Annotated in this window: 24 protein-coding genes; 11 read left to right on the top strand and 13 right to left on the bottom strand. The window is 73.5% G+C overall.

What is annotated here, in order from left to right; genetic code table 11:
- Nucleotides 1-32: 32 nt before the first annotated feature.
- The 6 genes from proC to OG472_RS25325 form a co-directional block, all read right to left on the bottom strand.
- Nucleotides 33-842 (bottom strand): pyrroline-5-carboxylate reductase, encoded by an 810-nt coding sequence (gene proC, locus OG472_RS25350; protein WP_030720587.1) that lies wholly within the window; start codon nucleotides 840-842, stop codon nucleotides 33-35.
- Nucleotides 843-943: 101 nt separating this feature from the next.
- Nucleotides 944-1,681 (bottom strand): ABC transporter permease, encoded by a 738-nt coding sequence (locus OG472_RS25345; protein ID WP_401610880.1) that lies wholly within the window; start codon nucleotides 1,679-1,681, stop codon nucleotides 944-946.
- A complete protein-coding gene (locus OG472_RS25340) occupies nucleotides 1,678-2,502 on the bottom strand; it encodes an ABC transporter ATP-binding protein (RefSeq protein ID WP_401610881.1) in 825 nt (274 codons plus the stop codon). Before OG472_RS25340 ends, OG472_RS25345 begins: the two co-directional genes overlap by 4 nt.
- 92 nt (nucleotides 2,503-2,594) lie before the next feature.
- Nucleotides 2,595-3,125 carry a hypothetical protein gene (locus OG472_RS25335; RefSeq protein WP_405831379.1) on the bottom strand — a complete coding sequence of 177 codons (531 nt, stop codon included), beginning with the start codon at nucleotides 3,123-3,125 and terminating at the stop codon, nucleotides 2,595-2,597.
- A 70-nt stretch (nucleotides 3,126-3,195) separates the two neighbouring features.
- On the bottom strand, nucleotides 3,196-3,543 hold the full coding sequence (locus OG472_RS25330) for a peptidase (RefSeq protein ID WP_401610884.1): 348 nt from the start codon (nucleotides 3,541-3,543) through the stop codon (nucleotides 3,196-3,198).
- Between the two features lie 20 nt (nucleotides 3,544-3,563).
- Complete coding sequence (locus OG472_RS25325; protein ID WP_383566547.1) at nucleotides 3,564-3,866, bottom strand: peptidase; 303 nt, start codon at nucleotides 3,864-3,866, stop codon at nucleotides 3,564-3,566.
- A gap of 106 nt (nucleotides 3,867-3,972) precedes the next feature.
- Here OG472_RS25325 and OG472_RS25320 point away from each other — a divergent pair, with 106 nt between their 5' ends.
- A complete protein-coding gene (locus tag OG472_RS25320) occupies nucleotides 3,973-6,102 on the top strand; it encodes a serine/threonine-protein kinase (protein ID WP_405942084.1) in 2,130 nt (709 codons plus the stop codon).
- A gap of 52 nt (nucleotides 6,103-6,154) precedes the next feature.
- Here the strand turns inward: OG472_RS25320 and ilvD are convergent, their stop codons facing one another.
- From ilvD to OG472_RS25305, 3 genes are all read right to left on the bottom strand, one after another.
- Nucleotides 6,155-8,005: a dihydroxy-acid dehydratase gene (gene ilvD, locus OG472_RS25315; protein WP_401610886.1), complete on the bottom strand. Its 1,851-nt coding sequence runs from the start codon at nucleotides 8,003-8,005 to the stop codon at nucleotides 6,155-6,157.
- 121 nt (nucleotides 8,006-8,126) lie between these two features.
- The gene (locus OG472_RS25310) at nucleotides 8,127-8,747 is read right to left on the bottom strand and encodes a TetR family transcriptional regulator (RefSeq protein ID WP_401610887.1); all 621 of its coding nucleotides are present in this window, start codon (nucleotides 8,745-8,747) and stop codon (nucleotides 8,127-8,129) included.
- Nucleotides 8,744-9,619 (bottom strand): sugar phosphate isomerase/epimerase family protein, encoded by an 876-nt coding sequence (locus tag OG472_RS25305; protein WP_405831375.1) that lies wholly within the window; start codon nucleotides 9,617-9,619, stop codon nucleotides 8,744-8,746. The genes OG472_RS25310 and OG472_RS25305 overlap by 4 nt, the downstream gene beginning before the upstream one ends.
- Before the next feature lie 874 nt (nucleotides 9,620-10,493).
- Here OG472_RS25305 and OG472_RS25300 point away from each other — a divergent pair.
- On the top strand, nucleotides 10,494-11,609 hold the full coding sequence (locus OG472_RS25300) for an endonuclease/exonuclease/phosphatase family protein (RefSeq protein WP_405942083.1): 1,116 nt from the start codon (nucleotides 10,494-10,496) through the stop codon (nucleotides 11,607-11,609).
- 46 nt (nucleotides 11,610-11,655) lie between these two features.
- Here the strand turns inward: OG472_RS25300 and OG472_RS25295 are convergent, their stop codons facing one another.
- On the bottom strand, nucleotides 11,656-12,591 hold the full coding sequence (locus OG472_RS25295) for a Ppx/GppA family phosphatase (protein WP_401610892.1): 936 nt from the start codon (nucleotides 12,589-12,591) through the stop codon (nucleotides 11,656-11,658).
- A gap of 63 nt (nucleotides 12,592-12,654) precedes the next feature.
- On the opposite strand from OG472_RS25295, the gene OG472_RS25290 reads away from it, so the two are divergent.
- Nucleotides 12,655-13,512: a hypothetical protein gene (locus OG472_RS25290; RefSeq protein ID WP_401610894.1), complete on the top strand. Its 858-nt coding sequence runs from the start codon at nucleotides 12,655-12,657 to the stop codon at nucleotides 13,510-13,512.
- A gap of 67 nt (nucleotides 13,513-13,579) precedes the next feature.
- Here OG472_RS25290 and OG472_RS25285 read toward each other — a convergent pair whose 3' ends face one another.
- Entirely contained in the window at nucleotides 13,580-15,376 is a 1,797-nt protein-coding gene (locus OG472_RS25285) for a BACON domain-containing protein (protein ID WP_405831372.1), read from the bottom strand.
- Between the two features lie 181 nt (nucleotides 15,377-15,557).
- On the opposite strand from OG472_RS25285, the gene radA reads away from it, so the two are divergent.
- Nucleotides 15,558-16,970, top strand: a complete 1,413-nt coding sequence (gene radA, locus OG472_RS25280; RefSeq protein WP_401610898.1) for a DNA repair protein RadA — start codon at nucleotides 15,558-15,560, stop codon at nucleotides 16,968-16,970.
- A 173-nt stretch (nucleotides 16,971-17,143) separates the two neighbouring features.
- Nucleotides 17,144-18,268 carry a DNA integrity scanning diadenylate cyclase DisA gene (disA, locus tag OG472_RS25275; RefSeq protein WP_361769502.1) on the top strand — a complete coding sequence of 375 codons (1,125 nt, stop codon included), beginning with the start codon at nucleotides 17,144-17,146 and terminating at the stop codon, nucleotides 18,266-18,268.
- A gap of 69 nt (nucleotides 18,269-18,337) precedes the next feature.
- Here disA and OG472_RS25270 read toward each other — a convergent pair whose 3' ends face one another.
- Entirely contained in the window at nucleotides 18,338-19,144 is an 807-nt protein-coding gene (locus OG472_RS25270) for a hypothetical protein (protein ID WP_405831369.1), read from the bottom strand.
- Nucleotides 19,145-19,498: 354 nt separating this feature from the next.
- Between OG472_RS25270 and OG472_RS25265 the strand changes: the two genes are divergently transcribed.
- The 6 genes from OG472_RS25265 to OG472_RS25240 all read left to right on the top strand — a co-directional run bounded on the left by OG472_RS25265 (nucleotide 19,499) and on the right by OG472_RS25240 (nucleotide 25,278).
- Nucleotides 19,499-20,416: an A/G-specific adenine glycosylase gene (locus tag OG472_RS25265; RefSeq protein ID WP_401610902.1), complete on the top strand. Its 918-nt coding sequence runs from the start codon at nucleotides 19,499-19,501 to the stop codon at nucleotides 20,414-20,416.
- A gap of 297 nt (nucleotides 20,417-20,713) precedes the next feature.
- Nucleotides 20,714-21,274 carry a SigE family RNA polymerase sigma factor gene (locus OG472_RS25260; protein WP_030010715.1) on the top strand — a complete coding sequence of 187 codons (561 nt, stop codon included), beginning with the start codon at nucleotides 20,714-20,716 and terminating at the stop codon, nucleotides 21,272-21,274.
- Nucleotides 21,262-21,957, top strand: a complete 696-nt coding sequence (locus tag OG472_RS25255) for a hypothetical protein (RefSeq protein ID WP_401610904.1) — start codon at nucleotides 21,262-21,264, stop codon at nucleotides 21,955-21,957. The genes OG472_RS25260 and OG472_RS25255 overlap by 13 nt, the downstream gene beginning before the upstream one ends.
- A 29-nt stretch (nucleotides 21,958-21,986) precedes the next feature.
- Nucleotides 21,987-22,700, top strand: coding sequence for a two-component system response regulator CseB (gene cseB, locus OG472_RS25250; RefSeq protein WP_401610906.1), 714 nt, complete (start codon nucleotides 21,987-21,989; stop codon nucleotides 22,698-22,700).
- Nucleotides 22,697-24,013, top strand: coding sequence for a two-component system sensor histidine kinase CseC (cseC, locus tag OG472_RS25245; RefSeq protein ID WP_401610908.1), 1,317 nt, complete (start codon nucleotides 22,697-22,699; stop codon nucleotides 24,011-24,013). Before cseB ends, cseC begins: the two co-directional genes overlap by 4 nt.
- Before the next feature lie 92 nt (nucleotides 24,014-24,105).
- Nucleotides 24,106-25,278, top strand: a complete 1,173-nt coding sequence (locus tag OG472_RS25240) for a LamG-like jellyroll fold domain-containing protein (protein WP_401610910.1) — start codon at nucleotides 24,106-24,108, stop codon at nucleotides 25,276-25,278.
- A gap of 48 nt (nucleotides 25,279-25,326) precedes the next feature.
- Here the strand turns inward: OG472_RS25240 and OG472_RS25235 are convergent, their stop codons facing one another.
- Nucleotides 25,327-25,974, bottom strand: coding sequence for a M23 family metallopeptidase (locus OG472_RS25235; RefSeq protein ID WP_401610912.1), 648 nt, complete (start codon nucleotides 25,972-25,974; stop codon nucleotides 25,327-25,329).
- Between the last annotated feature and the right edge of the window lie 260 nt (nucleotides 25,975-26,234).

Genomic DNA, 26,234 nt, shown 5'->3' with positions numbered 1-26,234 from the left:
CGTGCTGCGGGACCCCCACCGGTACGGGTGTCTCAGCTGTTGCCGGAGGCGAGCTCGCGGCTGCGGTCGCGGGCCGCTTCGAGGGCGGCGATGAGGGCGGCGCGTACGCCGTGCCGCTCCAGCTCCACGATGGCGTTGATCGTCGTACCGGCCGGGGAGGTGACGGCCTCGCGGAGCTTGACCGGGTGCTCGCCGCTGTCGCGGAGCATCACGGCGGCGCCGATGGCGGCCTGGACGATCAGGTCGTGGGCCTGGGCGCGGGGCAGGCCGAGGAGGATGCCGGCGTCGGTCATGGCCTCGACCAGGAAGTAGAAGTACGCGGGGCCGGAGCCGGAGAGGGCGGTGGCCGCGTCCTGCTGGGACTCGGGGACGCGCAGGGTCTTGCCGACGCCGCCGAAGATCTCCTCGGTGTGGGCGAGGTGCTCGGCGGTGGCGTGGCTGCCGGCGGAGATGACGGACATGGCCTCGTCGACGAGGGCGGGGGTGTTCGTCATGACGCGGACGACGGGGGTGCCGGGGCTGAGCCGTTCCTCGAAGAACGAGGTGGGGATGCCGGCGGCGCCGCTGATGACCAGGCGGTCGGCGGGGACGTGCGGGGCGAGCTCGTCGAGGAGCTTGGCCATGTCCTGGGGCTTGACGGTGAGGATGAGGGTGTCGGCGCGCTTGGCGGCTTCGGCGTTGGAGACGGCCTCGACCCCGTAGCGGGTGCGGAGCTCCTCGGCCCTGTCGGCGCGGCGGGCCGTGACGAGGAGCTTCGAGGCGGGCCAGCCGCCGCGGATCATTCCGCTGAGCAGGGCCTCGCCGATCTTGCCGGTACCGAGGACTGCGACTGTCTGGGTCATGCCCGATTCACCTCGCCGAACTGTTTTGTGCGCGTGGGCTGCGTATACGTCCTCATCCTTGCACCCGGGCGATGGAGGGGGAGGCACTGTCCGCAGTGCGGTCAGGGCGTGCGGCGGCGAAGGGTGGCCGCGCCGAGGGCGAGTACGAGCAGGGCGCAGGCGGCGACGATCACGGCGTCGCGGACGAAGTCGGCGGTCATGTCGGTGTGGGTGACGACCTGGGTCATGCCGTCGACGGCGTAGGACATGGGCAGGACGTCGGAGAGGCCTTCGAGGACCGGGTGCATGGTGTCCCGGGCGGCGAAGAGGCCGCAGAGGAGCAGCTGGGGGAAGATCACCGCCGGCATGAACTGGACGGCCTGGAACTCGGAGGCGGCAAAGGCGGAGACGAACAGGCCGAGGGCCGTTCCGAGGAGGGCGTCGAGGAGGGCGACGAGCAGGAGCAGCCAGGGGGAGCCGACGACGTCGAGGCCGAGGACCCAGAGGGCGAGGCCGGTGGCGAGGAGGGACTGGAGGACGGCGACGGCCCCGAACGCGAGGGCGTAGCCGGCGATGAGGTCGCCCTTGCCCAGCGGCATGGCGAGGAGGCGTTCGAGGGTGCCGGAGGTGCGTTCGCGCAGGGTGGCGATGGAGGTCACCAGGAACATGGTGATGAGGGGGAAGATCCCGAGGAGTGACGCGCCGATGCCGTCGAAGGTGCGGGGGCTGCCGTCGAAGACGAAGCGCAGCAGGGTGAGCATCAGGACGGGCACCAGGAGCATCAGCGCGATGGAGCGCGGGTCGTGGCGGAGCTGGCGCAGGACGCGGGCGGCGGTGGCGGTGGTGCGGGCGCTGTTCACGGGGTCGACTCCTGGGCGGCGAGGGTGTTGGCCTCGTCGACGAGGCGGAGGAAGCCCTCCTCGACGGTGGCGGAGCGGGTACGGGTGCGCAGTGCGTCGGGGGTGTCCTGGGCGAGGATGCGGCCCTCGCGCATGAGGAGGAGGTCGTGGCAGCGCTCGGCCTCGTCCATGACGTGGGAGGAGACGAGGATCGTCGCGCCGCGGGTGGCGGCGATGTCGTGGAAGAGGTTCCACAGGTCGCGGCGCAGGACGGGGTCGAGGCCGACGGTGGGTTCGTCGAGGACGAGCAACTCGGGGGTGCCGAGCAGGGCGACGGCGAGGGAGACGCGGCTGCGCTGGCCGCCGGAGAGGTTGCCGGCGAGGGCGTCGGCGTGGGTGGTGAGGTCGACGTCGGCGATGGCCTGGCGTACGGCTCCGGCCCGGCGGTCGGCGGCGGAGCGGCGAGGGGTCTCCCCAGCGAAGCGAGGGGAAGGATCGAGGACGGCGGCGAAGTAGTCGAGGTTCTGCCGGACGGTGAGGTCGTCGTAGACGCTGGGCGCCTGGGTGACGTAGCCGATGCGGGAGCGGAGCTCGGGGTGGCCGGCGGGGCGGCCGAGGACGTCGAGGGTGCCGGTGACGTGGGCCTGGGTGCCGACGATGGCGCGCATGAGGGTGGATTTTCCGCAGCCGGAGGGGCCGAGGAGGCCGGTGATGCGGCCGCGGGGGACGTCGAAGGCGATGGAGTCGATGACGGTGCGGGGGGTACGGCCGGTGCCGCGGCGGACGGTCAGGCCGTGGGCGTGCACGGCGGCCGGGGCTCCCTCGGACTGGTTATTCATCATGTGATGAATAGTGCTCCTGGCTGTGCCGGACGTCAATCGCCTGGGCGGAGTGCGGTGGGTCGGGGTGCGGTGGAGCGGGCGGGCGGCTCGGGCTACTTCTTGCGCTTGGGGCGGCGGGCGGCCGGGTTCCCCGTACGGGAGCTGCGGCGGCGGGCGAAGTCGGCCTTGGCGCGCTCGTACTCGGCGCGGCGGAGCTTCTCACCCGGGGCCTCGCCGAGGCAGCGCAGGAAGTACGCGATGAGGGAGCCGATGAAACCGATCGCCTTGAGGCCCTTGAGGGCGGCCTCGTCGGAGGACGGGGCGGGGCGGCGGCTGAAGGACTCCCAGGTCTTGGCGAACGCGATGGCGCTGGCGATCGCGAAGAGGACGACGACGGAGATGCTGAGGAAGGGGCCGACGTTGCCGATCTCCAGGCCCTCGTAGGAGAGGCGCAGCAGTACGGCGGCGGCGATGGCGGTGACCAGCGAGCCGAGGGCGAGGCCGACGCGGCGCAGGGCGTAGCCGCCGTCGTGGTTCACCCAGGTGGTGCCGAAGAACGGGATCGGCTCGGGCTCGGGGCCGGTGGGGACCGGGGCCTGCGCGGCCGGCTCGGCTGGGGTCTGGTCTCGCTGGTCGTCGCTCACGGCAGCGATTATCCCTCGCCGGGCCTGCCGGGCCGGGTGTGTCTCACGTGTCAGACGGGCCAGGGGCGTGTCAGCAGCGCGTGGCGACGTAGCCGTCGCTGCCCGTCTTGACGTAGGCGTCGGAGACGAACTGGCCGTTGCCGATGCAGTCCCAGATGTCCGTCGTGCCGTACGGGCCGGTGATCGTGTCGCCCGGGCCCTGGCAGCGGATCGAGACGTACGAGTCGTACGGCAGGACCTTGACGATGGAGTAGCCGGTGCCGGGGCCGCTGCGGACGTTCACCCGGTAGCCGGGCGCGACCGGGAACGTCTGGAAGCCGCTGTCGGCCGACGCCTCGGCTGCGGTGGCGAGTGTGAGCAACGGGGCCACGGCGATGACCGAGCCGCCGAGGCCGAGCATGCGTCGTCTGCTGATCATCGTGTTCTCCCCGCCCGTGGTCAGCCGCACTGGTTGGTGACGTAGCCGTCGCTGCCCGTCTTCACGTACGCGTCGGAGACGAACCGGCCGTTGCCGATGCAGTCCCAGATGTCCGTCGTGCCGTACGGGCCCGAGACGGTGGTGCCCTCGCACTGGCAGCGGAGCGAGACGGTCGCGCCGAGCGGCAGGACCTCGATGACCGAGTAGTTGGTGCCGGGTCCGTTCCGGACGTTCAGCCGGGTGCCGGGGGCGACCGGGAACATCGGGTAGCCGGAACCGGCGGCCACGCTCTGGATTTGGCTCGAATCGTTCTCAACCGACATGTGAAATCTCCCCCCATGGGCGTTGCCCTGCGCAACTCGCGCAGGGTAGCAGGACCTTGGAGATGCGAAGGGAGCATCGACTAGGCTCCGGCGGGGGTGGTGAGCGGTGCATTCGCTGCGCGCGGACTACGCGGGCTTTCCGGAGTACGCCGGGCAGTACCGGCTCGAATCGGTGCTCGGTTCCGGAGGGATGGGCGTCGTCCACCTGGCCACGTCCGGCTCGGGGCTGAAACTCGCCGTCAAGATCGTGCATCCCGAGCACGCGGTGGACCCGGAGTTCCGGGCCCGCTTCCGCCAGGAGGTCGCCGCGGCGCGGCGGGTGAGCGGCGCCTTCACCGCACCCGTCGTGGATGCCGATCCCGATGCCGAACGGCCGTGGATGGCCACCCTGTTCATCGACGCGCCGACGCTCGCCGAGCGGGTACGGGAACAGGTCCTGGACCCCGTCGATCTGACCCGGCTCGCCGCCGGCCTGGCCGAGGCCCTGCGTGACATCCACCGGGCCGGAGTGGTGCACCGGGACCTGAAGCCCAGCAACGTGCTGATGGCTCCGGACGGCGTGCGGGTCATCGACTTCGGGATCTCGCGTCCGGCGGACAGTGATCTGCGGACCGAGACCGGGAAGCTGATCGGCACCCCGCCATACATGGCGCCCGAGCAGTTCCAGCGACCGCGGGACGTGGGGACGGCCGCGGACGTCTTCGCCCTGGGGGCCGTGCTCGTGCACGCAGCGACGGGGCACGGGCCGTTCGACTCGGACAGCCACTACCTGGTGGCCTACCAGGTGGTGCACAGCGAGCCCGATCTGACCGGGCTGCCGCCCCGGCTCGTACCGCTCGTCGCCCGGTGCCTGGCGAAGGATCCGGTGGAGCGGCCCACCGCCGAGGAACTGATCGCCGAGATGCGGGCGATCGCGTACCCGACGGCCGAGGACACCCAGGCCTTCATCCCCCGGCCGCGGCAGCCTTCGGAGTCGGAGCAGCTCACGCACCGGCGGGAGCGGAGCGCCGTCGAGCCCGAGAAGGCCGGACGCCGGCCCCGCGCGGCCGTCGGGATCGGGGTCGGGGTCGGGCTGCTGCTCGCCGGCGCCGCCGCGGTCGGCGGGTACTGGCAGTTCGGGGCGGATGCCGGACCGCGCGGCCAGATCGCCGCGCAGGCGGATCCGGCGCCGCAGAAGAGCTTCGTCCCCTGGGCGGTCCCCTTGGGCAAACCCGGTACGGGCAGCCGGATCGGCGCCTGCTCCTGGCAGTCGGCGGCCCTCTACTGCGCCGGGCCGGGCCTCGCCGCGGCCCGGCTCGACCCCGCGGACGGCACCACCGTGTGGGCGGTGGAGGCGACCACCCAGGCGCCCCGGACGGCGGCCCTCGGTGCGCCGGTGCACGCGGGCGGGCAGGTTCTCGTCGTGGCGCCGGGCAGCGAGACCCTGCAGGCGCTGGACCCGGGCACGGGACGGGAAACCTGGAAGCGGAAGCTGCCGGGCGGCTCCCGGGTGGTGACCGCGGGCGGGCAAGTCCTGCTCGTGGGAACGACCGGCAGCGTCACCGCGCTGGACGCGGCCGGTGGCACTCCGCTCTGGACCCAGCAGATCGGCGGGGTCGGTGCCGAGTGGTGGGGCGGCACCGACGAGTCCGGAGCGCCCGGGCTGTACGTGGCGACGCCCGGGAGCGACGGCAGGTCGACACAGCTCGCCGCGGTGGATCCGGCGAACGGGACGGTCCGCTGGCAGCTCCGGACCGCGGGGCGGCTGCGCCCGGTCGGCGCAGCGCAGGGCGGCCTGTACCTGCTGGACCTCGACGCGTCCTCCGGGACCGGCGCGGTCGTGCGCACCGACCTGGCGGCGCACGGGGTGCAGCGCGTGCGGCTGACGGCGCCGGTGTACGACGCGGAGGCGACGGTGGGGCAGGACGGCACCGTGTACCTGTTCGGGACCTCGGGCACGCTGGTCGCGGTCGGACCGGCCAAGGAGCAGTGGCGGCTGGAGACTGGCCTGGCCGTGGCCTCCCGACCGGTGTTCGCCGACGGCCGGGTGTTCCTGACGGCCCCGGACGGACGGCTCCTGGCCGTCGACGCGGGCAGCGGCCGGCCGACGGGGCAGACCAAGCCGCGCATGGCCGACGGCACCACCAAGTACACCTCCACCCTGCCCGCGCCCGTGGTCGGTGGGGGGCGGGTGTTCGCGGGGGCGCCCGATGGGTCGGTGTTCGCCGTGGGGGCGGGGGATCCGGGCGGGTGGTGAGACGGCGGCGCCCCCGCACCGGAGGGTGCGGGGGCGCCGGCGGGGGTCGGTGTCAGCCCAGGCGGGTGACGTCGCGGACCGCGCCCTTGTCGGCGCTGGTGGCCATCGCCGCGTAGGCGCGCAGGGCCGCGGAGACCTTGCGCTCGCGGTTCTTCGGGGCGTAGACGCCGCCGAGGGCCTCGTGGCGGGCCGCCAGGGTGGCTTCGTCGACGAGGAGCTCGATGGAGCGGTTCGGGATGTCGATGCGGATGCGGTCGCCGTCCTGGACGACGGCGATGTTGCCGCCCGAGGCCGCCTCCGGGGAGGCGTGGCCGATGGACAGGCCCGAGGTGCCGCCGGAGAAGCGGCCGTCCGTCACCAGCGCGCAGACCTTGCCGAGGCCGCGGCCCTTGAGGAAGGAGGTCGGGTAGAGCATCTCCTGCATGCCGGGGCCGCCGCGCGGGCCCTCGTAGCGGATGACGACGACGTCGCCCGGCTTGACCTCCTTGCGCAGGATCTTGTCGACGGCCTCGTCCTGCGACTCGCAGACCACGGCCGGGCCCTCGAAGGTCCAGATCGACTCGTCGACGCCGGCCGTCTTCACGACGCAGCCGTCGACGGCGATGTTGCCGCGCAGCACGGCCAGGCCGCCGTCCTTGGAGTACGCGTGCTGCACCGAGCGGATGCAGCCGCCCTCGGCGTCGAGGTCGAGGGTCTCCCAGCGCTCGGACTGGGAGAAGGCGGTGGCCGAACGCTTGCAGCCGGGGGCCGCGTGCCACAGCTCCATGGCCGTCTCGGTCGCCGTGCCGGAGCGGGCGTCCCACTTCGCGAGCCAGTCCTCCAGGCCGTCCGAGTGGACCGTGTTGACGTCCTTGTTGAGGAGGCCGCCGCGGTGCAGCTCGCCGAGGATGGCGGGGATGCCGCCGGCCCGGTGGATGTCCTCCATGTAGTACGTGCCTCCGGGCGCCACGTTCGGCGCGACCTTGGACAGGCACGGGACGCGGCGCGAGACGGCGTCGATGTCGGTGAGGTCGTAGTCCAGGCCCGCTTCCTGCGCGGCGGCGAGGAGGTGGAGGATCGTGTTCGTGGAGCCGCCCATGGCGATGTCGAGGGCCATGGCGTTCTCGAAGGCCTCGCGGGTGGCGATGTTGCGCGGCAGGACGGACGCGTCGCCGCCCTCGTAGTAGCGCTTGGTGATCTCCACGACCGTGCGGCCGGCGTCCTCGTACAGGGCGCGGCGGGCGGTGTGCGTGGCGAGGACCGAGCCGTTGCCGGGGAGGGCCAGGCCGATGGCCTCCGCGAGGCAGTTCATCGAGTTGGCGGTGAACATGCCGGAACACGACCCGCACGTGGGACAGGCGTTCTCCTCGATGCGGAGCACGTCCTCGTCGGACACGTTCTCGTTGGAGGCGTCCACCATCGCGTCGATCAGGTCGAGCTTGCGGACGGTGCCGTCGACCAGGGTGGCCTGACCGGCCTCCATCGGGCCGCCGGAGACGAAGACGACCGGGATGTTGAGGCGCAGCGCGGCCATCAGCATGCCCGGGGTGATCTTGTCGCAGTTGGAGATGCAGATCAGGGCGTCGGCGCAGTGCGCCTCGACCATGTACTCCACGCTGTCCGCGATCAGGTCGCGAGAGGGCAGGGAGTACAGCATGCCGGCGTGGCCCATGGCGATGCCGTCGTCGACCGCGATCGTGTTGAACTCGCGCGGGATCGCGCCCGCGGCCCGGATGGCGTCGGAGACGATCCGGCCGACCGGGGCCAGGTGCGTGTGCCCGGGGACGAACTCGGTGAAGGAGTTGGCGACCGCGATGATCGGCTTGCCGATGTCCTCGCTCGCTACGCCCGACGCGCGCATCAGCGCACGAGCGCCTGCCATGTTGCGGCCGTGGGTGACGGTGCGGGACCTCAGCTCGGGCATGCGGTTCACTCCCCATGAGTGCGGCTGTACGGTCAGCCGCGACTGCGGATATGGCTCAGGTACGAGGCTACGCCCACCGCCCGCGGTCCGGACGGTGCGTCCGCATGACGGGACGACAGGCTCACTCCTCGGTCAGGTACCGCTGCAGCGTAGGGGCCACGAGCGCCACGATGTCCTCCGCGTCCGCGGACGCGAGGGGCTCGACCTGCACGACGTAGCGCAGGATCGCGATGCCCACCATGTGGGAGGCGGCGAGCTCGGCGCGGAAGGTCGGGTCGGGGACGTCGAGGTCGGCGGCGACCCGCTCCAGGACCCGCCGCAGCACCAGCCCGCGCAGCACCTTCGCGGCGGCCTCGTGGGTGAGCGCGGACCGGATCACGGCGAGCAGCGGGGCCCGGGTGACCGGGTTCTCCCAGACGCCCAGGAAGTACCGGGCCAGTCGCTCGCCGATGCCGTCCGGTCCGGCGCCGATGATCGCGGGGACCACGAGGGCCGGCTCCATGCTCATCTCGATGGCGGCGGCGAAGAGGTCGTCCTTGCTGCCGAAGTAGTGGTGGACCAGCGCCGGGTCCACCCCCGCCACCTTCGCGATGCCGCGGACGGAGGTCTTGTCGTACCCGCGCTCCGCGAACACCTCGCGGGCGGCCAGCCGGATGCGCTCCTGCGTGCCGGGGCCGTCGTCGGCCTCGTCCTGCCGCGGCCGGCCGGGCCCGCGGCGGCGCGGCTTCTCCGTTCCCGTCATGACCGCCGGGCCCCGTCCCGGGTGGTGGTGTTCGTGGTCTTCGTGGTGGTGGCGGTGGTGTTCGTGGTGGCGGTGGTGGCGAGGTGCAGCCGTGTGAAGGCCAGCGCCTCGGCGAGGTCGGCCTCGCGCTCGGCCGACGACATCGCCCGCCGCGTGTTCACCTCGATCACCACGTGACCGTCGAACGAGCTCCGGGCGAGGCCCTCCAGCAGCTCGGCGCAGGGCTGCGTACCCCGCCCCGGGACCAGGTGCTCGTCCTTCGCCGAACCGTTTCCGTCGGCGAGGTGGATGTGCGCGAGCCGGTCGCCCATCCGGTCGATCATCGCGGTGGCGTCGGTCCGGGCAGTCGCGGTGTGCGAGAGGTCGACGGTGAAGTGCCGGTAGTCGTCCTTCGTCACGTCCCACTCGGGTGCGTACGCGAGCATCTCGCGGTCGCGGTAGCGCCAGGGGTACATGTTCTCCACGGCGAACCGGACGTCGGTCTCGTCGGCCATCCGCCAGATCCCGGTGACGAAGTCCCGCGCGTACTGGCGCTGCCACCGGAAGGGCGGGTGCACGACGACGGTGGACGCGCCGAGCCGCTCGGCCGCCGCCTGCGCCCGCTGCAGCTTGGTCCACGGGTCGGTGGACCACACGCGCTGGGTGATCAGCAGACACGGCGCGTGCACGGCGAGGATCGGCACCTGATGGTGGTCCGACAGCCGGCGCAGGGCGTCGACGTCCTGGCTGACCGGATCCGTCCAGACCATGACCTCCACGCCGTCGTACCCGAGGCGCGCGGCGATCTCGAAGGCGGTCGCGGTGGACTCCGGATAGACGGAGGCCGTGGAGAGGGCGACTTTCGCGGTCGGGATGCGGACTGGTTCTGCCACGGAGACAGGGTACGGGCCCGACGCCCGCCCGGTACGTGACGACCGCCACCCGAACCCGGCCCGGAGACGGGCCCCGAGCCCGCCGCGAGGCCGGCGCGAGGCCGGCGCGAGGCCGGCGCGAGGCCGGCGCGAGGCCGGGGCGAGGGCTGGGCGAGGGCTGGGCGAGCCTGGCCCGAGCCCGCCCCTAGGGCGCCGCGACGCCGACGCGCGCCCGGCGTACGGCCGACCCGAGGGCGGGACGTACGCGGCGTGAGGGCGGGCGGGAGGACGACGGCGGCACCGTCTGCGGGACTCCGGCCCGGCCCGGGGCCGGCGTGGCCGGGGCCTGCGTGGCCGGGGCCGACCCGAGGGCGGGGCGTACGCGGCGCGAGGGCTGGCGGGAGGCCGACGGCGGCACCGCCGACGGGAGGCCGGCGCGGGCCTTGCGGGTCCCGGCACAGGCCCGGCGCGAGCGCTGACCGGAGGCCAAGGAGGGGAGCGGCGCGGGCCCGGATCGGGCCCTGCGCCGGCGCGGCCGAGCACCGGCGGGAGGCCGGGGCCGACCCGAGGGCGGGGCGTACCCGGCGCGAGGGCTGGCGGGAGGCCGGCGCGGGCCCTGCGCAGGCCCTGCGCAGGAGCTGGCCCGATGCCGGGAGGGGAGCGGCGCGGGCCCGGATCGGGCCCTGCGCCGGCGGGAGGCCGGGGCCGGCCCGGGCCGCCGCCCTGCGTGGCCGGCGCCGGCCGCTGCGGGCGGGCTCCGGCCGAACCGGACGCACGCGGGCCGGTGGACCGTAGGCCGCCCGGCCCACAGTGGGATCGCCACGGTCCGTCAGCCGCCCTAGGTTGCAGGCAAGATGCGGGTTTTCGCCCGCAATGCACCGAGAGGGCTGCCCGTATGACTCGCCGTTGGATCACATCCGCCCTGTGCGCGCTCGCGCTGCTCGCACCCGGCTCGCTCGGCACGGCCTCGGCCGCCGAGGGGGGCCGGACCCCCTTGCGCGTCGCCACCCGCAACCTCTACCTGGGCGCCGACCTCGCCCCCGTCCTCGCCGCCACCAGCCCGCAGGGGCTCGTCGCCGCGGTGACCGCGGTGTGGGCGAACGTCCAGGCGACGAACTTCCCGGAGCGCGCCAAGGCACTGGCCGCCGAGATCGCCGAGAGCGACCCCCACCTCGTGGGCCTCCAGGAAGCCGTGCTGTGGCGCAGCCAGACCCCGGCCGGGCCGGGCAGCGCCACCCACGTCGAGTACGACTTCCTGCAGATCCTCCTCGACGAGCTCTCCGCCCGCGGCAAGCACTACGCCGCGGTGGCCAGCGTCACCGTCGGCAGCGACTTCGAGGCCCCGCGCGCCGCGCCCGGCGGCGGCCTCCAGGACATCCGCCTCACCGACCGCGACGTACTCCTGGCCCGCACCGACCTGCCCGCCCGCGCCTTCTCCGTGGCGCACGCGCAAGCCGCCCGGTTCCAGAACCACGTGCCCGTCTGCCGGCCCGTGCTCGGCTGCCCGCCCAATGCGCCCCTCAAGATCGAGCGCGGCTGGGTCTCGGCCGACGTCACGCTCCGCGGCCGCACCGCCCGGGTGGTGACCACGCACCTCGAACCGGCCGCCCCCGCCGTCCAGGAGGCGCAGGCCGGCGAACTGCTCGCGGGCCCGCTGAACACCACGCACCCCACCGTGCTGCTCGGCGACCTCAACTCGGCGGCGGGCGGAGTCGGCGCGACACCGGGAACCGCCACGCAGAGCTACAACCGCCTCCTGGCCGCCGGCTTCAAGGACGCCTGGACCGCCAACCGCCACCGCCCCGGCGGCCCCGGCTTCACCTGCTGCCAGGACCCCGGCCTGCGCAACGCCGCCTCCAACCTCACCCAGCGCATCGACTACGTGCTCTTCCGCGGCAGGATCCACGCGCTGACGGCCGACCGGGTGGGCGAGAACCCCGGCGACCGCACCCCGTCAGGCCTGTGGCCCTCCGACCACGCCGGCCTCACGAGCGTGCTCCGACTGCACTGACCTCCCCGGCCCGCCGGAGCCCGCGCGCCCGGGAGCCCGTACTTTCCTACGATCCCGTCGGCATGTGGTCCAGCCTGCGGAGGATCACGCCCTCGCGCAGGGCCCACGGGCAGATCTCCAGCTCGTCGACACCGAAGAGGTCCATCGCGCCCTCCGCGACGAGCGCGCCCGCCAGGAGCTGGTTCGCCCGGCCCTCCGAGACACCCGGCAGGGCCGAGCGCTGGGCCGTGGTCATCGCCGCGAGGCGCGGCACCCACTCCTCCAGGGACTTCCGGCTCAGGTCCCGCTGCACGTACAGGCCGTCCGCCGAACGGGCCGCGCCCGCGATGCGGGCCAGCTGCTTGAAGGTCTTCGACGTCGCGACGACGTGGTCCGGGGCGCCGAAGCGGCTGAACTCGCCGACCGTGCGGGCGATCTCCGCCCGCACGTGCCGCCGTAGCGCCCTGATGTCCAGCGCGTCCGGCGGGTCGCCCGGGAGCCAGCCCGAGGTGAGGCGGCCCGCGCCCAGCGGCAGCGAGACGGCCGCGTCCGGGTCCTCGTCGATGCCGTACGCGATCTCCAGCGAGCCGCCGCCGATGTCCAGGACCAGCAGCTTCCCGGCGGACCAGCCGAACCACCGGCGGGCCGCCAGGAAGGTCAGCCGGGCCTCGTCCGCGCCGCTGAGCACCGGCAGGTCGACGCCCGTCTCGGTCTTGACCCGCGCCAGCACCTCGTCCGCGTTCGTGGCCTCGCGCACGGCACTGGTCGCGAAGGGCAGGACGTCCTCGCAGCCCTTGTCCTCGGCGGCCTGCACGGCGTCGCCGATCACCGACACGAGGCGCTCCACGCCCTCGGGGGTGACGGCTCCGCCCTCGTCGAGGAGCTCCGCCAGGCGCATTTCCACCTTGTGCGAGTGCGCCGGCTGCGGGCGCGCACCGGGGTGCGCGTCCACCACCAGCAGATGGACCGTGTTCGAACCCACATCAAGGACACCGAGTCTCATAGGGGGAAACGCTACTGCGACGAACGCCGAGGGGTGAGGTAAGGGGCGCTTAGGCTTGGGTTTGTGCCAAATACGAAGAAGGCCAACAAGACCCGGTCGCAGAAGGACACGGGCAAGACCACCGCCAAGGGCAAGAACTCCGGCGGCAAGAACGGCAAGGGCAAGCCCCCCGTCGTCTCCGACGAGAAGGGCCTCGACTTCCCCCGGGCCTGGGTGGAATTCCCCGACCCCGGCGACGACGAGCAGGTCTTCCGCTGCGATCTGACCTGGCTGACCTCCCGCTGGACCTGCATCTTCGGCCAGGGCTGCCAGGGCATCCAGGCGGGCCGGGCGGACGACGGCTGCTGCACGCTCGGCGCGCACTTCTCCGACGAGGACGACGAGAAGCGGGTCGCGCAGCACGTGGCCCGGCTGACGCCCGAGCTGTGGCAGTTCCACGACGTCGGCAGCGAGAGCGGGTGGACGCAGCACGACGACGACGGGGAGAAGCAGACCCGGCGCTGGGACGGCGCGTGCATCTTCCTGAACCGGCCGGGGTTCCCCGCCGGGGCGGGCTGCTCGCTGCACATCCTCGCGTTGAAGGAGGGCCGCGAGCCGCTGGAGACCAAGCCCGACGTCTGCTGGCAGCTGCCGATCCGCCGGACGTACGAGTGGATCGACCGGCCCGACGACACCCGCGTGCTGCAGGTGTCGATCGGCGAGTACGACCGCCGGGGCTGGGGTCCCGGCGGCCACGACCTGCACTGGTGGTGCACGTCGGCCACCTCCGCGCACGGCGCCGGCGACCCGGTGTACGTGTCGTACCGCGCCGAGCTGACGGAGCTGATGGGCAAGGAGGGGTACGAGGCGCTCGTGAAGCTGTGCGAGGCGCGGCTGGCCTCCCTGCTGCCGATGGCCCCGCACCCGGCCGACCCGGCCTGACCTGCGTGACCCGTCCGTCCGGCCGGCCGAACCGGTCGGGCGGGCGGGCTTCCGGCCCGGCGGCCCGCTAGCCCGGTGCCCCCGACGGGCCCGGGTCCGGCCCCGGGGAAACCGTTCCGCCTGAGCCGTCCGACGGCGTCGCGGTCGGCGTGGGCGTCGGGGACGGCGGCGGGATCGTCGGCTCCGTGGGCGTCGGGGTCGGCGTGGGCGGCTGCGTCGGGTCCGGGGTGGCCGTCGGGGTCGCCGGCTGCGTCGGATCGGGCGACGGCGCGGGGGTCGACGCGGGGCGTCCGCGGCCCTGGATGGAGACCACCGCACCGCTCGGATCGACCCCGACCCGGGCCGTCCAGGCGCCCACGGGCTGGGCCTCGTGGTCCACGGCGATCCGCAGGGTGACCGATTCTCCTGGGGCCAGCGTGCCCGCGGTCCGGCTCGCACGGAGCCAGGGCGCGTCGGACCAGAGCCGCCAGTCCACCGGGGCGCCGCCCGAGGCGGTGAGGGTGAGCAGCGTGAGGGAGCCGCGGGAGGACGCGGCGACGGCGAGGCGGCCGGGGGCTCCGGCGTGGTCGGGGCCGGCCGGCGGGCCGCTGCTGATCACCTCGACGGAGACGTCGGATTCGTCGTCGCTCTGGGCGAAGCCGGGGCCGCCGGTGGTGCTGGCGGCGTTCCCGGCGTTCTCGTACGCCGTCAGCGGGCGGCCGTCGGTCCGTGCCGTCGGGAGCTCGGACTCGCTGGCGGAGATGCGGGTGGAGTCGCCGCCGACGGGCTCCCCCGTGCTGGGGGCGCCGCGGTACGCCGCCCACAGGGCCAGCACCGGGGCGGCGACGACGGTGGCGACGACGGTGGTGGTCACCGCCCGGGCGCGCAGCCGGTCGCGGCGGGCCGCGCGGTCCCTGGGGTCCATCGGGAAGCCGGTGCGGTCGAAGCGCGGGCCGGGCCTGCGGCCGCGGCCCCGGCCGGAGCGGAGCATCGCCGCGTGGACGGCGGTGCGGGGGGCGGGGACGAGCGGGAGGGCGGCGGTGTTGATGCCGCCGGAGCCGGGCCACGGGGCGGCGACGCCCACGCGTTCGGCGACGCGGCGGCACCGGGGGCAGTCGTCGACGTGGCGGACGAGTTCGGCGCGCAGGGTGCCGGACAGCAGGACGTTGCCGTCGCCCTGGCCGTCACCGTCGCCGCCGGTGAGCAGGGAGACGGCGGGACAGTTCCCGGTCTCCACGACGGCGAGGGCGGCGCGGGTGCGCTCCACCTCGCAGGCGGCGCCGGACAGGAGCTCCCGGGCGGCGGCCGGGGGCGCGCCGAGGACGGCGGCGAGTTCGGGGACGCCGAGGCGGTGGCGGACGGCGAGTTCGAGGGCCTCGCGCTGGGCGGGGGTGGTACCGGCGGCCTCGGGCCAGGCGAGCCGTGCCAGTTCGGTACGGCGGTAGGCGTTCACGTCAACGGGCCGACGGGTGTCCGGGGCGCGTTCGGTGTCCGGGGCATCGCCCGGGTCCGTGTCCCCGCCGGGCGCACGCGTGCGCCCGGCGTGCTCCGGCGCACGCCGGGCGGAATGCGCTCCGGGTCGGGTGCGCCGCTGTTCTGCCAGCCGGCGCAGGCAGCCCCAGCGGGCGAGCGCGTAGAGCCAGGCCCGCCGGTCCCCCTCGTCGGGGCAGCGGCCGGGGTGCCGCTCGGCCACGGCGAGGACGTCGCCCAGCACGTCGGTGGCGGTGTCGTGGTCGCACAGGACCGACAGGCAGTACGTGAACAGACCGTCCAGGTAAGGCTCGTGCCGGAAGGGGGGCGGCTGCTCCCCCTCGCTGTGCGTGCGCCCGTGCGCCCGGTGTGCGCCGGTGCGCGATGAGGGGTGTGCCTGGTTGCTGCTGTTCACCTGGCGACCGTAGGCGGCGCGCCGGTGGCGCCCTGGAAGCCTTCCCCACTTTTAGCCCTTACGGGTGAACAGATCGGTGGTCCGCTGACGAAGGCCCTGACGTGGGAAGGTTCCGCCCCCGCCCCCCGTCCGCACCCCGCCCCCGCCGGGTCTGTCAGTGCGGGCGGCTACCGTGAGCGGCATGGCTGCCCGCACTGCTCGTTCATCCGCCAAGGACCGGCCGTCCTACCGCTGTACCGAGTGCGGCTGGACGACCGCGAAATGGCTCGGCCGGTGCCCCGAGTGCCAGGCCTGGGGCACCGTCGAGGAGATGGGCGCACCCGCCGTGCGGACCACCGCCGCCGGCCGCGTGTCGACCGCCGCGGTGCCGATCGGGCAGGTCGACGGGCGGACCGCGACCGCGCGCAGCACCGGCGTGGACGAGCTGGACCGCGTCCTCGGCGGCGGGCTCGTCCCCGGCGCCGTCGTCCTGCTCGCCGGCGAGCCCGGCGTCGGGAAGTCGACGCTGCTGCTGGACGTCGCGGCGAAGGCGGCGAGCGACGAGCACCGCACCCTCTACGTCACGGGCGAGGAGTCGGCGAGCCAGGTGCGGCTGCGGGCCGACCGGATCAACGCCCTCAGCGACCACCTCTACCTCGCCGCCGAGACCGATCTGTCCGCCGTGCTCGGGCACCTCGACGCCGTGAAGCCCTCCCTGCTGATCCTGGACTCCGTACAGACCGTCGCCTCCCCCGAGATCGACGGCGCGCCCGGCGGCATGGCCCAGGTGCGGGAGGTGGCCGGGGCGCTGATCCGGGCCTCCAAGGAGCGCGGGATGTCCACCCTGCTCGTCGGCCACGTGACCAAGGACGGGGCGATCGCCGGCCCCCGGCTGCTGGAACACCTCGTGGACGTGGTGCTGAGCTTCGAGGGCGACCGGCACGCGCGGCTGCGGCTGGTGCGCGGCATCAAGAACCGGTACGGGGCCACCGACGAGGTCGGCTGCTTCGAGCTGCACGACGAGGGGATCACCGGGCTCGCCGACCCGAGCGGGCTGTTCCTGACCCGGCGTGCCGAGGCCGTTCCGGGCACCTGCCTGACGGTGACTCTGGAGGGGAAGCGTCCGCTGGTCGCCGAGGTGCAGGCGCTGACCGTGGACTCGCAGATCCCCTCCCCCCGGCGCACGACCTCGGGCCTGGAGACCTCGCGCGTGTCGATGATGCTGGCGGTGCTGGAGCAGCGCGGCCGGATCACGGCGCTCGGCAAGCGCGACATCTACAGCGCGACCGTGGGCGGGGTGAAGCTGACCGAGCCGGCCGCCGACCTGGCGATCGCGCTCGCCCTGGCCTCCGCCGCCAGTGACGTCCCGCTGCCGAAGAACCTCGTGGCGATCGGCGAGGTCGGCCTGGCCGGCGAGGTGCGGCGGGTGACCGGCGTGCAGCGGCGCCTCGCCGAGGCGCACCGGCTCGGCTTCACGCACGCGCTGGTCCCGGCGGATCCGGGGAAGGTCCCGGCCGGGATGAAGGTGATCGAAGTGGCCGACATGGGCGACGCGCTGCGGGTGCTGCCGCGCGGCCGCTCCCGTACTCCGGCCAGGGAGCGGGCCTCGGACTGACGGGGCAGCGGCCCTGGTCAGGGGGCCCGTACGGGGCCCCCGTAAGGCGTACCTGGCCAAGCCACGGCGGGGCCGCAGCGCGCGCCGGTAGACTTTGTGCTGGTCCGCCCGGCCGTACGCACGTCCTCGTGCCCGCGGTGCGGGGCGGCGCAACCCGCGACCGGAGGAGTGCAGTGGCAGCCAAGGACGGGGCAGCAGCATCCGGCAAGTCGGGCGCCAGCTCCAAGCAGGAGGCCATGATGCGCGCCTCGCTGAGCGCGGTCGCACCTGGTCAGCCGCTGCGTGACGGCTTGGAGCGGATCGTCCGCGGCAACACCGGCGGGCTCATCGTCCTCGGCATGGACAAGTCCGTCGAGGCCATGTGCACCGGTGGTTTCGTCCTGGACGTGGAGTTCACCGCGACCCGGCTGCGCGAGCTGTGCAAGCTCGACGGCGCGCTCATCCTCGACAAGGACATCACCAAGATCCTGCGGGCCGGCGTGCAGCTGGTGCCGGACGCCTCGATCCCGACCGAGGAGACCGGTACGCGTCACCGCACGGCGGACCGCGTCTCCAAGCAGTGCGGCTTCCCGGTCGTCTCCGTCTCCCAGTCGATGCGGCTGATCGCGCTGTACGTGGACGGGGAGCGGCGCGTCCTGGAGGAGTCCGGGGCGATCCTGTCGCGGGCGAACCAGGCGCTGGCCACGCTGGAGCGGTACAAGCTGCGCCTCGACGAGGTCGCGGGCACGCTGTCGGCGCTGGAGATCGAGGACCTGGTCACGGTCCGCGACGTGACGGCGGTGGCGCAGCGGCTGGAAATGGTCCGCCGGATCGCGACCGAGATCGCCGAGTACGTGGTCGAACTGGGCACGGACGGGCGACTTCTGTCGCTGCAGCTGGACGAGCTGACGGTCGGCATCGAGCAGGAGCGGGAGCTCGTCATCCGGGACTACGTCCCGGAGCCGACGGCGAAGCGTTCCCGCACGGTGGACGAGGCGCTGGCGGAACTGGACGCGCTGACGCATCCGGAGCTGCTGGAGCTGGCGATCGTGGCGAAGGCGCTGGGGTACACGGGCTCGCCGGAGACCCTGGACTCGGCGGTGTCGCCCCGCGGGTACCGGCTGCTGGCGAAGGTGCCGAGGCTGCCGGGCGCGATCATCGAGCGGCTCGTGGAGCACTTCGGGGGGCTGCAGAAGCTGCTCGCCGCGAGCGTCGACGACCTGCAGACGGTGGACGGGGTCGGCGAGGCGCGTGCGCGCAGCGTCCGCGAGGGCCTCTCCCGCCTGGCGGAGTCCTCGATCCTCGAGCGCTACGTCTGACATACAGCCCCGCCGGCGTTTGAGGCGCGGGGGTTCGGGGGCGGAGCCCCCGCAGCGGCGCCGCGGACGCTAGTCCTGCTTCAGGACGAACGAGGTCCGGGCGACCGGCATGCCCGGGGACTTGACCTCGACCACGTAGGTGTCGGGAGCCGCGGACCCCGCCGGAGGCGACTGGCACTGGTCGGCCGCGCTGAACCTGCGGTCCCATTCCAGCGCCTGCTTCGTCTCGCCCTGCGCCGGCAGCCGGAAGAAGGCGTTGCCCGCGCCCGGGGGGCAGTCCGCCGAGGACCACACCGCCTTGCTGCTGCTCGCCTGAAGGATGGTCAGGACCGCCTGCTTCGGGCCGAGGTCGATCTTGCAGGTGGTGCCGGAGGTGTTGCGGGCGACCAGTTCGAGCCGGGGCTTCTCGTTCGCCTCGTACTCGTTCTTCACGCTCCTGACCTCCCACTGCAGCGCACCCGTCGCGCACGTGGGGAGCGGGGAGTCCGCCGGGACCTGCGCCGGGCCGGCCGCCGCGCCGCCGCCGCCCGAGCCGGAGCCTCCGCCCGCGGCCGTGCCGCCGCCCGGCTCACCGTTCTTGCCCGCGCCGCCCGTTCCGCCGCCTTCGGAGCCGGTGGTTCCGCCGCTGCCGGTCTCCGGGCGCCCGCCGGGGGCCGCGCTGATCGCGGGGCCCGTCCCGGCCGGGCCGGGGGTGATCGAGGCGACGGGGTCGGGGCCGCTCTGGCCCTTTCCGTTCGTACTCGTCTTCCCCCCGCCGGAACTGACGGTCCATACGGCGAGGAGCGCGAGGAGCGCGACGACGGACGCCAGCACAGCCCTCCGTCGCCAGTAGATGGAGGAGGGGAGCGGCCCGACCGGATTGCGCAGAGATCCCACGGACGGAACTTTACGAGAGTTCGCGGCCCGATCAGTGCCCCACATGCCGCGCAGCGGACTTGATTTGCCGATGATCATCCTGCGGGCGCATCCGGAACCGCCGGGAACCAGCCAGAGGTCTGATGCGGAGATTGATCCGCTCTGACTACCTTCGGTGGCCATGGACAGCTCAGGCCCGTACCTCGACATCGCGCCGTCCTCGCCCCGCCGGCCACCGCCGTCGCGTGCGTCGCCTCGGAGGCGGTGAAGTGCGGTCATCGCCGCCATACGGGCGAGCGGGGTCCGCGCCGCCGTCCGGTTCACCGGCCCGGGCCCGGCGGGAGGGGCCTGAAACGTGCCAGGATGCCGTCTGTCATGACTGCATCTCCCGCTTCCGCCACGGCCGCATCCCCCGACTCCTCGCACGCGCTGCACTCCCCCGTCATCGCGTGGTTCGACGAGCACGCCCGCGACCTGCCCTGGCGCCGCCCCGAGGCCGGCCCCTGGGGGGTCATGGTCAGCGAGTTCATGCTCCAGCAGACCCCGGTCAGCCGGGTCCTCCCGGTCTACGAGCAGTGGCTCGCCCGGTGGCCCCGCCCCGCCGACCTGGCCGCCGAGGCCCCCGGCGAGGCCGTACGGGCCTGGGGGCGGCTCGGCTACCCGCGCCGCGCCCTGCGGCTGCACGGCGCGGCCGTCGCGATAACGGAGCGGCACGGGGGCGACGTACCGCGGGAGCACGCGCAGCTCCTCTCGCTGCCCGGGATCGGCGAGTACACGGCGGCCGCCGTGGCCTCCTTCGCGTACGGGCAGCGGCACGCCGTCCTCGACACGAACGTCCGGCGGGTCTTCGCGCGCACCGCCACCGGGGTGGAGTACCCGCCCAATGCCACCACCGCCGCGGAGCGGCGCCTGGCCCGGGCCCTGCTGCCCGGGGACGAGGCGACCGCGGCGCGCTGGGCGGCGGCCTCGATGGAGCTCGGCGCGCTGGTGTGCACCGCGAAGAGCCCGGACTGCGTCCGCTGCCCGGTGGCCGGGCTGTGCGCGTGGCGCCTCGCCGGGAAGCCGCCGCACGAGGGACCGCCGCGGCGCGGGCAGACGTACGCCGGGACCGACCGGCAGGTGCGCGGCAAGCTCCTCGCGGTGCTCCGGGAGGCGGTGGGCGCCGTGCCGCAGGCCGTGCTCGACACGGTGTGGGACGAGCCGGTGCAGCGGGCCCGGGCTCTGGACGGGCTGGTCTCGGACGGACTGGTGGAACCCCTCGACGGGGGCCTGTACCGGCTTCCGCAGACCTGAGCGGAGCCGTCGCCGGGCGAGGCCGGGGCAGGGGTCCCGGCGCCCCGCGGATGACATCCCGGCGACGGCCCGGCAAGCACTCGGCGACCACTCCGCGACCACGCGTAGTCGACCTTGAAACTGAGTCGACAATTCCGCTTCCGTCCGCGAAACCCCAGCTCACGGCACTGTTACACAACCTATGGGTGTCCGTGCGTCCACCGAAGGCTGGCCCGCACAGGCCCGTGACAACCCCTCCGTACCTTCGAATCCGTAAGGCAGCGGATGAGCGGTGGACGGCAGCGGAGGCGGTCTCGAATGGCGCACGGTGAGGTACTCGGATTCGAAGAGTACGTACGCACCCGGCAGGACGCGCTGCTGCGCAGCGCCCGGCGCCTGGTCCCGGACCCCACCGACGCCCAGGACCTCCTGCAGACCGCGCTCGTGCGCACCTACGGCCGCTGGGACGGCATCGCCGACAAGTCCCTGGCCGACGCCTACCTGCGCCGCGTCATGATCAACACCCGCACCGAGTGGTGGCGTGCCCGCAAGCTCGAAGAGGTCCCCACCGAGCAGCTCCCCGACGCCTCCGTCGAGGACGGCTCCGACCAGCGCGCCGACCGCGCCCTGCTGATGGACATCCTCAAGGTGCTCGCACCCAAGCAGCGCAGCGTGGTCGTACTGCGACACTGGGAGCAGATGAGCACCGAGGAGACGGCCGCGGCACTCGGAATGTCTGCGGGTACCGTGAAGAGCACTCTGCACCGCGCGCTGGCCCGCCTCCGGCAGGAACTGGAGAGCCGGGACCTCGACATGCGGGCGCTGGAGCGCGGTGACCACACCATGCGGTACGAGGGGCGTGAGCGGTGCGCGGCCTGAACGGCCAAGTTCTGACCGGCGGGAGATCGCTGGTACTGGTGTCGGCGGGGGCTGTCGTCCTCGTCGGCACTGCCGTGTTCGCGGTCGGTTGCGCGACCGGCGGCACCGGCCTGCGCGACGGCGGCCCCGCCCGCTCCGACACCGTGGCCAAGGCCAGCCCGGCCACCCCGTCCACCTCCGCCGACCCCTCCTCGGGCTCGGCCACCGCGTCCGGCCGGCCGCTGAAGAAGGTCGACCCCATCGCGCTGCTCAAGGCGGACCCGAAGGTCAGCGCGGAGATCAAGCGGGATCTCAAGCCCTGTACGGGCAAGGAGTACCCGGTGGACGTGAGCTACGGGAAGGTCACCGGGAGCCCCGTCGTCGACATCGTCGTCAACGTGCTGTCCTGCGCCGACGCCCTGGGCCGCGGCTCGTACGTGTACCGGGCGGACGGCGGCTCGTACGAGAATGTGTTCTCGGACGAACAGCCACCCGTCTACGCGGAGATCGACCGGGGCGACCTGGTGGTCACGAAACAGGTCTACGGAAAGAGCGACCCGCTCTCCTATCCGTCGGGCGAGGACGTGATCACGTACCGCTGGAACGGGGAGGCGTTCACCGAGCACGACCGAGTCCACTCGGAGTACAGCAACGTGATCGACGGCGGTGTCCAGCCCGCCCCGGCCACGAGTCAGAAGAACTGAGCACAGAAGAACCGAGGCGAGGCTTCCGCATGGCCGAGACCCATGTCCTGTTCGTGGAGGACGACGACGTCATCCGTGAGGCCACGACCCTGGCGCTGGAACGCGACGGGTTCGTGGTCACCGCCATGCCCGACGGCCTGTCCGGCCTGGAGTCCTTCCGCGCCGACCGGCCGGACATCGCGCTGCTCGACGTGATGGTCCCGGGCATGGACGGCGTGAGCCTGTGCCGCCGCATCCGCGACGAGTCCACCGTCCCCGTGATCATGCTGTCGGCGCGCGCCGACTCCATCGACGTGGTGCTGGGCCTGGAGGCGGGCGCCGACGACTACGTCACCAAGCCCTTCGACGGGTCCGTGCTCGTGGCCCGGATCCGCGCGGTGCTGCGCCGCTTCGACCACTCCGGGGGCCCGCAGAACGGCGGACCGGGCTCCCCGCACGACATGTCGGACGCGGAGCGCGGCGTGCTCTCCTTCGGCGACCTGGAGGTGGACACCGAGGGCATGGAGGTCCGCCGTTCGGGCGCCGCCGTGGCACTGACGCCGACCGAGATGCGGCTGCTGCTGGAATTCTCCTCGGCGCCGGGCACCGTACTGTCGCGCGACCGCCTGCTGGAGCGGGTCTGGGACTACGACTGGGGCGGCGACACCCGCGTGGTCGACGTCCACGTGCAGCGCCTGCGCACCAAGATCGGCCAGGACCGGATCGAGACGGTCCGGGGCTTCGGATACAAGCTCAAGGCATGAGACGGTTCACCCTCCGTACGGGGATCCGCTGGAAGATCACACTCGCCATCGCCGCCGTGGGCGCCCTCGTTACGATCGCGCTGAGCCTGGTGGTGCACAGTGCTGCCCGCGTGTCGATGCTGGAGAGCGCGCGCGAAGTGCAGCTGGACCGCGTGCAGTTCATCTCCCGCAACGCCGAGGCCGGGCGCAAGCCGCCGATGGGAGCCAAGCTCAACGACCCCGAACTCCCCGCCGAGCTGCGGCACAAGGCGCAGTCGGGACGGCGCGGGACCTACATCCAGGAGCGGCCGCACGGGCTGCCCGAGGTGTGGGCCGCCGTGCCGCTCGAGAACGGGCAGGTCCTGTCGCTGCACACGCAGTTCCGGGAGAGCGCCAACCTGATCCCCGACCTGGACCGGGCCCTGGTCGTCGGCGGGCTGGCCGCCGTGATCGGCGGATCGGCGCTCGGCGTGCTCATCGGCGGGCAGATCTCGCGCAGGCTGCGCAAGGCCGCGGCCGCCGCGCAGCGGGTGGCGCACGGTGATCCCGACGTACGGGTGCGGGACGCGGTCGGCGGCGTCGTCCGCGACGAGACGGACGACCTGGCGCGGGCCGTGGACGCCATGGCCGACGCCCTGCAGCAGCGGCTGGAGGCCGAGCGGCGGGTGACGGCGGACATCGCGCACGAGCTGCGCACGCCGGTGACGGGCCTGCTCACGGCGGCGGAGCTGCTGCCTCCGGGGCGGCCGACCGAGCTGGTCCGGGACCGGGCGCAGGCGCTGCGCGCGCTGGTCGAGGACGTGCTGGAGGTGGCCCGGCTGGACAGCGCGTCGGAGCGGGCGGAGCTCCAGGACGTGGCGCTGGGCGAGTTCGTGAGCCGGCGGGTGACGGCGCTGATGCCGGAGGCGACCGTACGGGTCGTCGCGGACGAGATCGTCAGCACCGACCCGCGACGGCTGGAGCGGATCCTGGGGAACCTGCTGGCCAATGCCGCGCGGTACGGGCAGCCGCCGATCCAGGTCGACGTCGAGGGCCGGGTCGTACGGGTCCGGGACCACGGGCCGGGCTTCCCGGAGGCACTGCTGCGCGAGGGGCCGAGCCGGTTCCGGACCGGGTCGACGGACCGCGCGGGCGTGGGCCACGGGCTGGGCCTGACCATCGCGGAGGGCCAGGCGCGGGTCCTGGGCGCCCGGCTGACCTTCCGCAACGTGGCGGCTCCGGGCGGCTTCGACCGCGAGGGCGCGGCGGCGGGCGCGGTGGCCGTCCTGTGGCTGCCGGAACACGCGCCGACGGCGACGGGCAGCTTCCCGGTGATCAAGCTGCCGCAGGGCTAGGTCCCCGCAGAGGCGGTCCGGGGGCGGGACTGCGGAGCCCGTACCGGTACCGGGCGGTACGGGTTCGGGGTCCGTGTTTTAGCATCCCTGGCATGACCGACGCCGTGAATCCCCCGAGCAACCCGCAGCCCGAGCCCGCCCCCGGCGGCGGATACGGGTTCCCGCCGGGTCCGTCCGGGCAGGGCGGCGGCTACGGCTTCCCGTCCGGCCCGCCCCAGCAGGGCGGTTACGGCTACCCGGCCGGCGGTGGCGAGGGGTACGGCTACGGCTACCCGCAGCAGGGGCAGCAGCCGAATCCGTACCAGCAGCAGGACGCCGGAGGGCAGTGGCCCCCGGCCCAGTCCGCCCAGCCGGGCATATCCTCGACGCCGCAGCCCGACTGGGAGGCGATGGCCGACCGGTCCGCGGCCGAGCGGCGCAAGAAGCGGCTGTGGATGCTGGGCGGCGGAGTGACCGTACTGGCGCTGCTGGCCGGCGGCGGAACGTTCTTCCTGCTGGGCGACAACGGCGACGGGCCGGACGGGGCCGATGCCCAGCCCTCCACGTCCGCATCGCCGGAGCCCGGTGATTCGAAGTCCCCCGCGGCCTACACCGCGACCGTCGAGGGTGACGCGACCCTGCTGCGCGACAGCTACGGCAAGACCGGCATCCGGCTCGGCCCCGACTTCCAGCTCGGCCCGCTGGGCAAGCGGTTCCAGATCGTGGGGAAGGGCAACGCGAACTCGTACGCCCAGTCCGCCGAGCCCGTCGTGGACGTGACCAAGAGCTTCACCGTCACGGCCCGCGTCTACAGCTCCGGCGCCAAGGGCTCGCGGATCGCCATCAGCCAGGGCGACGGGGAGTCGTTCTCCTTCGAGCTGGGCGTGAACGAGGTGGGCGGCAAGCAGGTCTGGATCTTCCGCGTGCAGACCGGCGACAAGGGCGCCGCGGCCACGACGAGGACCGTGACCGCCGAGGGCCCCACCGTGCTCAAGACCCCCACGATGCTGATGGCCACCTACGACGCCGAGAAGAAGACCATCGCGCTCTACGTGGAGGGCAAGAAGGCCGGCGAGACCACCCAGGTGCCGCCCATCTGGCAGGCCCCGGGTCCGCTCCAGCTGGGCCGCTCCAAGCACCACAACATCTGGACCGGTGCCTGGCAGGGCGCCCTGCACAACATCAAGATCTACGACACGGCCTTCACGCCGGAGCAGGCGGCCGCCTACAAGGAGGGCAAGCTCGGGGCGGAAACGAAGCCGGCCCACGCCTGGCTGCTCACCTGAGCAGCCGGCCGGGCCGGGTCGTGGGGACGGTCACGGGGACCGGTCGGGTCAGACGCTGACGCCGACGTTCCGCAGGAAGGCGACCGGGTTGACGGCCGAGCCGTAGTTCGGGGTGGTGCGGATCTCGAAGTGCAGGTGCGGGCCGCTGGAGTTTCCGGTGTTGCCCGACAGCGCGATGCGCTCGGAGGCGGCGACCTTCTCGCCGATCCGGACCTGGATCTTCGAGAGGTGCGCGTACTGCGAGTACGTGTTGTTCGCGTGCTTGATCACGATGGCGTTGCCGTACGCGGGGCCGTCGCCGCCGCCGTTCGGGCCGGCCTTCACGACGGTGCCGGCGGCCGCCGACTTGACCGGGGTGCCGACCGGGACGGCGAAGTCCTGGCCGGAGTGCTTGTGCGACCACATGCTGCCGCCCTTGCCGAAGGTCGCGGACAGCGTGTACTTCTCCAGCGGCTTGTCCCAGAGACCCTTCTTCGAGGCGGTCTTCGCAGCGGGCTTCGCCTCGGTCTTGGCGGCCGCGGCGCCGGCCTGGGCGGAGGCCTGCTGGGCGACGAGCTCGGCGGTGCCGGCGAGGGCCGTCTGCGTGGTGTCGGCGAACGCGGCGGTCGTCCCGGCCCCCAGGGCCAGCACTGCACCGAGAGCGGTGGTGCCGACGGCGATACGGGTACGACGGGTGATGACGCGCTTCGCGGACATGTGCAGACCTCCGGGGCCGGGGACAAGGGCGGTTCATGCCCGCCACGGGCATGAAGTGACCCGGCACGCTGGACCGTGTGCCGGGTTGGCTCACCTTTGGTAACCCGCGGCCGGGGACTTCCCCAAATGTCCCGATTACTACCGGGGCTCGTAGCCGGGCCGGTGTGATGTGGCCGGTTGACGGCCCCCCTCCTGGGGCGGAAGTCCGCTCCGCAGGCCTTTTCGATCTACGAATCCACCTAGTACGTCCGTTTTGTTCT

Source organism: Streptomyces sp. NBC_00207, from assembly GCF_045160965.1.
Lineage (GTDB): Bacteria > Actinomycetota > Actinomycetes > Streptomycetales > Streptomycetaceae > Streptomyces.
Note: the sequence above shows the minus strand (reverse complement) of the source record. Positions and strands in the feature narration are given on the sequence as shown.

Excerpts from the sequence above, each read along its gene's own strand:
- OG472_RS25260 (WP_030010715.1), top strand. The coding sequence starts at position 20,714 with ATGGCGCACGGTGAGGTACTCGGATTCGAAGAGTACGTACGCACCCGG.
- OG472_RS25310 (WP_401610887.1), bottom strand. The coding sequence starts at position 8,747 with ATGACGGGAACGGAGAAGCCGCGCCGCCGCGGGCCCGGCCGGCCGCGG.
- cseC (WP_401610908.1), top strand. The coding sequence starts at position 22,697 with ATGAGACGGTTCACCCTCCGTACGGGGATCCGCTGGAAGATCACACTC.
- OG472_RS25330 (WP_401610884.1), bottom strand. The coding sequence starts at position 3,543 with ATGATCAGCAGACGACGCATGCTCGGCCTCGGCGGCTCGGTCATCGCC.
- proC (WP_030720587.1), bottom strand. The coding sequence starts at position 842 with ATGACCCAGACAGTCGCAGTCCTCGGTACCGGCAAGATCGGCGAGGCC.
- OG472_RS25235 (WP_401610912.1), bottom strand. The coding sequence starts at position 25,974 with ATGTCCGCGAAGCGCGTCATCACCCGTCGTACCCGTATCGCCGTCGGC.
- OG472_RS25265 (WP_401610902.1), top strand. The coding sequence starts at position 19,499 with ATGACTGCATCTCCCGCTTCCGCCACGGCCGCATCCCCCGACTCCTCG.
- OG472_RS25325 (WP_383566547.1), bottom strand. The coding sequence starts at position 3,866 with ATGTCGGTTGAGAACGATTCGAGCCAAATCCAGAGCGTGGCCGCCGGT.
- radA (WP_401610898.1), top strand. The coding sequence starts at position 15,558 with ATGGCTGCCCGCACTGCTCGTTCATCCGCCAAGGACCGGCCGTCCTAC.
- ilvD (WP_401610886.1), bottom strand. The coding sequence starts at position 8,005 with ATGCCCGAGCTGAGGTCCCGCACCGTCACCCACGGCCGCAACATGGCA.
- OG472_RS25300 (WP_405942083.1), top strand. The coding sequence starts at position 10,494 with ATGACTCGCCGTTGGATCACATCCGCCCTGTGCGCGCTCGCGCTGCTC.
- cseB (WP_401610906.1), top strand. The coding sequence starts at position 21,987 with ATGGCCGAGACCCATGTCCTGTTCGTGGAGGACGACGACGTCATCCGT.
- OG472_RS25295 (WP_401610892.1), bottom strand. The coding sequence starts at position 12,591 with ATGAGACTCGGTGTCCTTGATGTGGGTTCGAACACGGTCCATCTGCTG.
- OG472_RS25240 (WP_401610910.1), top strand. The coding sequence starts at position 24,106 with ATGACCGACGCCGTGAATCCCCCGAGCAACCCGCAGCCCGAGCCCGCC.
- OG472_RS25340 (WP_401610881.1), bottom strand. The coding sequence starts at position 2,502 with ATGATGAATAACCAGTCCGAGGGAGCCCCGGCCGCCGTGCACGCCCAC.